Here is a 6354-nt window from a genome sequence, read left to right as displayed (position 1 = left end):
CAATCAAATCGGCGTTCTTGTTTCTGTGTTTCCCGGAATTCCGTGAAGAACCTTTTTTATGGGCTGAACCTTGAGAGAAGTTACTCGTCGCCCATCTGCGATTGCAGGTAGTTTTCCAGGCCGACTTTATCGATCAGGCCCAGTTGGGTTTCCAGCCAGTCGATATGTTCTTCTTCCGATTCCAGGATGTCTTCCAGCAGTTCGCGGCTACCGAAGTCGCCAACCGATTCGCAATGGGCGATGGCGGCTTTCAGGTCGGCGTGGCCGGTGCGCTCGATGCGCAGGTCGCATTCGAGCATTTCCTTGGTGTGTTCGCCGATGTGCAGTTTGCCCAGGTCCTGGACGTTCGGCAGGCCTTCGAGGAAGAGGATGCGCTTGATCAGCTTGTCCGCATGCTTCATCTCGTCGATGGACTCGTGGTATTCGTGCTTGCCCAGCTTGTTCAGGCCCCAGTCTTCATACATGCGCGCATGCAGGAAGTACTGATTGATCGCGACCAGTTCATTGGCAAGGATCTTGTTGAGATGCTGGATGACTGTGATGTCGCCTTTCATGATGGGGTCCTGCCCTGTAATTAGCGGTATATAAGGCAGAGTCTGAGCCGCACGATGATTAGTGTCAAACCTAAGTTATTGAATAATATATGAAAATTAATCGGAATAAGAATGTTTGTGTTCCGCGTTATGACGCTAAGCGATTGAATTACAGGCATAAAAAAGCCGGACATGAAGTCCGGCTCTTTTTTATGGCGTTAATTACGCAACATTAAATTCTACTGGGTAAGGAATCGCTGGCTGGCTGCTTTGCAGTTCGGTCAGGGTTTCACGTACTACCTGCTTGGCGAGGCAGGCGCATTTGCCACATTGACCGGCAACGCCTGTTGCTTGGCGTACTTCACGATAGCTGCAGCAACCGTCGTAGATTGCATCGCGGATTTGTCCGTCGGTGACGCCAGTGCAGAGGCAGACATACATAAGGTGAGAACCGTCGCTGGTTATGGCTCAATGCGACGGATCTTAATGTTAACGAGAATGATTGTCAAAGTGGTTTGCTGGGGCTTTTTGCCAGATGCGTGATTGGCAGACGAACGGTTTTTTCTACCACGGCCGACGCGTTGTCTAGCAGGGCTGTTTTTTTGCGGACTGAACACAAGGGATGGAAAAACCACTAAGGACAGCTCAAAAACGCGGTGTATGATGTGCGGTCCTTACGAAGCGGGATCGAGTCACAGGGCTGTCGCTTGGCGGCGGCAAACTAGGCTGGGTCCCATTCTTCATTCGATCACACCAGGAGATATCCAATGAGCGTACTCGTAGGCAAACAAGCCCCTGACTTCACCGTTCCCGCCGTTCTCGGCAATGGCGAAATCGTCGACAGCTTCACCCTGTCCTCGGCCATCAAAGGCAAATACGGCCTGGTGTTCTTCTACCCGCTGGACTTCACCTTCGTCTGCCCGTCCGAGCTGATCGCCCTGGACCACCGCATGGCTGACTTCAAGGCGCGCAACGTTGAAGTGATCGCTGTTTCGATCGACTCGCACTTCACCCACAACGCCTGGCGCAACACCCCGATCAATGCCGGCGGCATCGGTCAGGTTCAGTACATCATGGCTGCTGACATGAAGCACGACATCGCCAAGGCCTACGACGTTGAGTCCGAAGGCGGCGTGGCTTTCCGTGGCGCGTTCCTGATCGACGACAAAGGCGTCGTTCGTTCGCAGATCGTCAACGACCTGCCGCTGGGCCGTAACATGGAAGAGCTGATCCGTCTGGTCGACGCTCTGCAGTTCCACGAAGAGCACGGCGAAGTCTGCCCAGCCAACTGGAAGAAGGGCGACAAGGGTATGACCGCTTCGCCAGAAGGCGTTGCCGCTTACCTGAGCGAGAACGCCGGCAAGCTGTAAGCCGCGCTTCACGCATAAAAAAACCGGCCTCAGGGCCGGTTTTTTATGCGCGGTCGATCAGCGACGGTATCAGTCGTTGAAGTCTTCCCAGCCGCCCATTTCCTTCCAGCGATTGACGATGCCGCAGAACAGGTCGGCAGTCTTCTCGGTGTCGTAGCGGGCGGAGTGCGCCTCACGGCCGTCGAAGTCGATGTCGGCAGCCTGGCACGCCTTGGCCAGCACGGTTTGGCCATAAGCCAGGCCGGCAAGCGTCGCGGTGTCGAAGCTGGAGAACGGATGAAACGGGTTGCGCTTCATGTCCAGGCGCGCGACAGCCGCGTTGAGGAAGCCCAGGTCGAAGCTGCTGTTGTGCCCGACCAGGATCGCGCGTTTGCAACCGTTGGCCTTCAGCGCCTTGCGCACGCTGCGGAAGATGTCGTTCAGCGCGGTTTCTTCACTGACGGCCATGCGCAGCGGATGGTCGAGCTTGATCCCGGTGAACTCCAGCGCCGCGGCTTCGATGTTGGCACCTTCGAAAGGCTCTACGCGGAAAAACAGGGTGTGCTCGGGGAACACGAAGCCCTTTTCGTCCATGCCGATGATGGTCGCGGCAATTTCCAGCAAGGCGTCGGTGGCCGAGTTGAAACCACCGGTTTCAACGTCGACGACTACCGGCAGGTAACCGCGAAAGCGTGCCGCCATTGGATGACGCGAGCCACCACCGTTGTGACCGTCCTGCTCGTCGTCGAAATGGTCTTCACTCACGCGTGTTCCTCCAGCAGGCGCCAGCGCAGTTTTTCACCGGCGCGCAGCGGGATGACAGTCAGCTCGCCGAACGGCAGGCTGGCAGGGGCGGTCCATTCGTCACGAACCAGGGTGATGCGATCGGTGTTGGCCGGCAGGCCGTAGAAGCGCGGGCCGTTGAGGCTGGCGAAGGCTTCCAGCTTGTCCAGCGCGTTGCGCTGTTCGAAGGCCTCGGCGTACAGCTCGATCGCGGCATAGGCGGTGTAGCAGCCGGCACAGCCGCAGGCCGCTTCCTTGGCGTGCTGGGCGTGGGGCGCGGAGTCGGTACCGAGGAAGAACTTCTGGCTGCCGCTGGTGGCGGCGTCGAGCAGCGCTTCCTGGTGCACGTTGCGCTTGAGAATCGGCAGGCAATAGAAGTGCGGGCGAATTCCGCCGACCAGCATGTGGTTGCGGTTGTACAGCAGGTGATGGGCGGTGATGGTCGCGCCGACGTTGGCCGAGGCCTCGTTGACGAACTGCACGGCGTCACGGGTGGTGATGTGTTCGAACACCACCTTGAGCGTCGGGAAGCGCTCGACGACGCGGCGCATGTGCTCGTCGATGAACAGCTTCTCGCGGTCGAACACGTCGACCTCACTGCGGGTGACTTCACCGTGGATCAGCAGCGGCAGGCCGACTTCGGCCATGGCCTCCAGCGCCGGGAAGATCTTGTCGATGCTGGTGACGCCCGAGTCCGAGTTGGTGGTCGCGCCAGCCGGGTAGAGCTTGGCGGCATGGACGAAACCACTGGCCTTGGCCGCGCGAATTTCTTCGGGCTGGGTGCGATCGGTAAGGTAGAGCACCATCAGCGGCTCGAAGCGGCTGCCGGCCGGCCGCGCAGCGAGAATGCGCTGGCGATAGGCGTCGGCTTCAGCGGCGTTGCGCACCGGAGGTACCAGGTTAGGCATGATGATGGCGCGGCCAAAGGTGCGCGCGACATCCGCGACAGTATTGGTCAACACGGCACCATCGCGAAGATGAATATGCCAGTCGTCGGGACGCAGCAGGGTCAGGCGGTCGGACATTGGGGATTCCAGGCGGGTCAAACTCCAGTGAATGCTACCGGAAAAGACTCTTCCAGGCACTCGCTATCAAGTTTTGCGTGAAGCTTCCGATATCCCGAAGGTATGCCGTAAACAGGCATTTCGATTTTCGTGATGTACAAGTCAGTGGAGCCTCCCGTGCGCCAGCGTTATCTAGCCTTGCTCAGTGTGTTCGCCAGTCTTCCCGCGATGGCGCTGACTTTCCAGACCCGTCTGGAGAGCATTGAGTGGACGGTCGAAGGCGATAAATTCGAGTGCCGTCTGAGCCAGCCGATCACCGATTTCGGTTCCGGGGAGTTCGTGCGTCGCGCCGGCGAGCAGGCGACCTTCCGCCTCAAGGCCTACAACCCGATGCTCGCTGGCGGTTCGGCCACGCTGCTCGCAGCGGCCGCGCCGTGGCAGCCGGGGCGCGGCGACATCAACCTGGGTTCGGTGCGGCTCGGCAGCGGCGATGTATTGTTCAACAGCTCGCAACTGCAGGCCGGGCGACTGATCGGTGGATTGATGGATGGGCGCAGCCCGGTGGTTCGCCACTACTCCCGCGAGGGTGGGGTGTCCGAGGTGCGCTTGTTGCCGGTCAAGTTCAGCAAGGCGTATGGCGACTATCAACGTTGTGTCGCCAAGTTGTTGCCGCAGAACTTCGATCAGGTCAGGCAATCCGAGGTCGGCTTCCCAGGGGGCGGTATCGATCTGGATGCCAAGGCCAAGGCCAAGTTGCAGGTGATGCTGGAGTTCCTCAAGGCCGATCCGACGGTCAATCACATCCAGCTCGATGGCCACTCGGACAACAGCGGCAACCGCTTGACCAACCGTGACCTGTCGCGCCGCCGGGCGCTGGCGGTGATGGAATTCTTCAAGGCCAACGGTATTCCCGAATCGCAGATCGAGATGCGTTTCCACGGCGAACGCTATCCATTGGCACCCAACACCAACGCGGCGAACCGGGCGAAGAACCGTCGGGTCAACGTACAGCTGCAACGCGTCCCGGTCGCGGAAAAACCGGCACCCCAGGCTGCTGCTCCCGCCAACGCCGCGGCGACTTCCTGAAACGGCTGTCGTCGCGCACTCGACATAATCTGTCGCTTCGTCGTCATAAGCTGTCGCGCCTCTGTAAATTATCCGCGTTGATCGGTAGACTTGATGGCTTTCCGTAGAACCCCGTGGAGTGATGGCATGGCGGACGTAAACAAGGTCGTTCTGGCGTATTCCGGCGGCCTGGACACTTCGGTGATCCTCAAGTGGCTGCAGGATACTTATAACTGTGAAGTGGTGACGTTCACCGCTGACCTGGGTCAGGGCGAAGAGGTCGAACCTGCACGTGCCAAGGCGCAAGCCATGGGCGTGAAAGAGATCTACATCGACGATCTGCGCGAAGAGTTCGTCCGCGATTTCGTTTTCCCGATGTTCCGCGCCAACACCGTCTACGAAGGTGAGTACCTGCTGGGTACCTCCATCGCTCGTCCGTTGATCGCCAAGCGCCTGATCGAGATCGCCAACGAAACCGGCGCCGACGCCATTTCCCATGGCGCTACCGGCAAGGGCAACGATCAGGTTCGTTTCGAACTGGGTGCCTACGCCTTGAAACCAGGGGTGAAAGTGATCGCTCCTTGGCGTGAGTGGGACCTGCTGTCCCGCGAGAAGCTGATGGACTATGCCGAGAAGCACGCGATCCCGATCGAGCGTCACGGCAAGAAGAAGTCCCCGTACTCGATGGATGCCAACCTGCTGCACATCTCCTATGAAGGCGGAGTGCTGGAAGACACTTGGACCGAGCACGAAGAAGACATGTGGCGCTGGACCGTCTCCCCGGAGAAGGCTCCCAACACCCCGACCTACATCGAGCTGACCTACCGCAACGGCGACATCGTGGCGATCGACGGCGTCGAGATGACCCCGGCCACCGTGCTCGCGACCCTGAACCGCATTGGCGGCGAAAACGGCATCGGTCGTCTGGACATCGTGGAAAACCGCTATGTCGGCATGAAGTCCCGCGGCTGCTACGAAACCCCTGGCGGCACCATCATGCTGCGCGCTCACCGGGCGATCGAATCGATCACCCTGGATCGCGAAGTGGCTCACCTGAAAGACGAGCTGATGCCCAAGTACGCCAGCTTGATCTACACCGGCTACTGGTGGAGCCCTGAGCGTCTGATGCTGCAACAGATGATCGACGCTTCCCAGGTTCATGTGAACGGTGTGGTTCGCCTGAAGCTGTACAAGGGCAATGTGATCGTCACCGGTCGCAAGTCCGATGAGTCGCTGTTCGATGCCAACATCGCGACCTTCGAAGAAGACGGCGGCGCCTACAACCAGGCGGATGCGGCTGGCTTCATCAAGCTCAATGCCCTGCGCATGCGTATTGCGGCCAACAAGGGTCGGACTCTGTTCTGATACTTTTTGAGTCGTTTTAAAAAAGCCCCGCCATGAGTGGGGCTTTTTTATGGTTCTTCACGGAATTCCGGGAAACACAGAAACAAGAACGCCGATTTGATTGATGATGTTCGTGCGAGCAAACACATCTAAAAAACCGGCGTTCTTATGCACGATATTAATACTTTCCTTCCTTTTTGGGAGGGCTTTTCTGTCGTCACGATCAAGCCTGATGGCGATGCCCTACAGATCGATCTGACGCCCCACACCACCCGA

General features: G+C 58.7%; 7 protein-coding genes. 3 read left to right on the top strand and 4 right to left on the bottom strand.

What is annotated here, in order from left to right; translation table 11 throughout:
- Window positions 1-80: 80 nt before the first annotated feature.
- Together bfr and PVZ80_RS00530 are read right to left on the bottom strand one after the other, a co-directional pair.
- A complete protein-coding gene (gene bfr, locus PVZ80_RS00535) occupies window positions 81-554 on the bottom strand; it encodes a bacterioferritin (protein WP_009050554.1) in 474 nt (157 codons plus the stop codon).
- A gap of 201 nt (window positions 555-755) precedes the next feature.
- Window positions 756-974, bottom strand: coding sequence for a bacterioferritin-associated ferredoxin (locus PVZ80_RS00530; protein WP_016703434.1), 219 nt, complete (start codon window positions 972-974; stop codon window positions 756-758).
- Between the two features lie 326 nt (window positions 975-1300).
- On the opposite strand from PVZ80_RS00530, the gene PVZ80_RS00525 reads away from it, so the two are divergent.
- On the top strand, window positions 1301-1903 hold the full coding sequence (locus tag PVZ80_RS00525; RefSeq protein WP_007922432.1) for a peroxiredoxin: 603 nt from the start codon (window positions 1301-1303) through the stop codon (window positions 1901-1903).
- 69 nt (window positions 1904-1972) lie between these two features.
- Here the strand turns inward: PVZ80_RS00525 and rnt are convergent, their stop codons facing one another.
- Window positions 1973-2647: a ribonuclease T gene (rnt, locus tag PVZ80_RS00520; protein WP_009050553.1), complete on the bottom strand. Its 675-nt coding sequence runs from the start codon at window positions 2645-2647 to the stop codon at window positions 1973-1975.
- Entirely contained in the window at window positions 2644-3690 is a 1047-nt protein-coding gene (gene pyrC / locus PVZ80_RS00515; protein ID WP_016703432.1) for a dihydroorotase, read from the bottom strand. The genes rnt and pyrC overlap by 4 nt, the downstream gene beginning before the upstream one ends.
- A gap of 156 nt (window positions 3691-3846) precedes the next feature.
- On the opposite strand from pyrC, the gene PVZ80_RS00510 reads away from it, so the two are divergent.
- Complete coding sequence (locus PVZ80_RS00510; protein ID WP_009050551.1) at window positions 3847-4755, top strand: flagellar protein MotY; 909 nt, start codon at window positions 3847-3849, stop codon at window positions 4753-4755.
- A gap of 126 nt (window positions 4756-4881) precedes the next feature.
- Window positions 4882-6099 carry an argininosuccinate synthase gene (locus tag PVZ80_RS00505; protein WP_009050550.1) on the top strand — a complete coding sequence of 406 codons (1218 nt, stop codon included), beginning with the start codon at window positions 4882-4884 and terminating at the stop codon, window positions 6097-6099.
- The last annotated feature ends 255 nt before the right edge of the window (window positions 6100-6354 follow it).

The sequence above is a fragment of the Pseudomonas sp. B3G-3 genome, assembly GCF_028640915.1.
GTDB lineage: Bacteria > Pseudomonadota > Gammaproteobacteria > Pseudomonadales > Pseudomonadaceae > Aquipseudomonas > Aquipseudomonas chlororaphis_I.
Note: the sequence above shows the minus strand (reverse complement) of the source record. Positions and strands in the feature narration are given on the sequence as shown.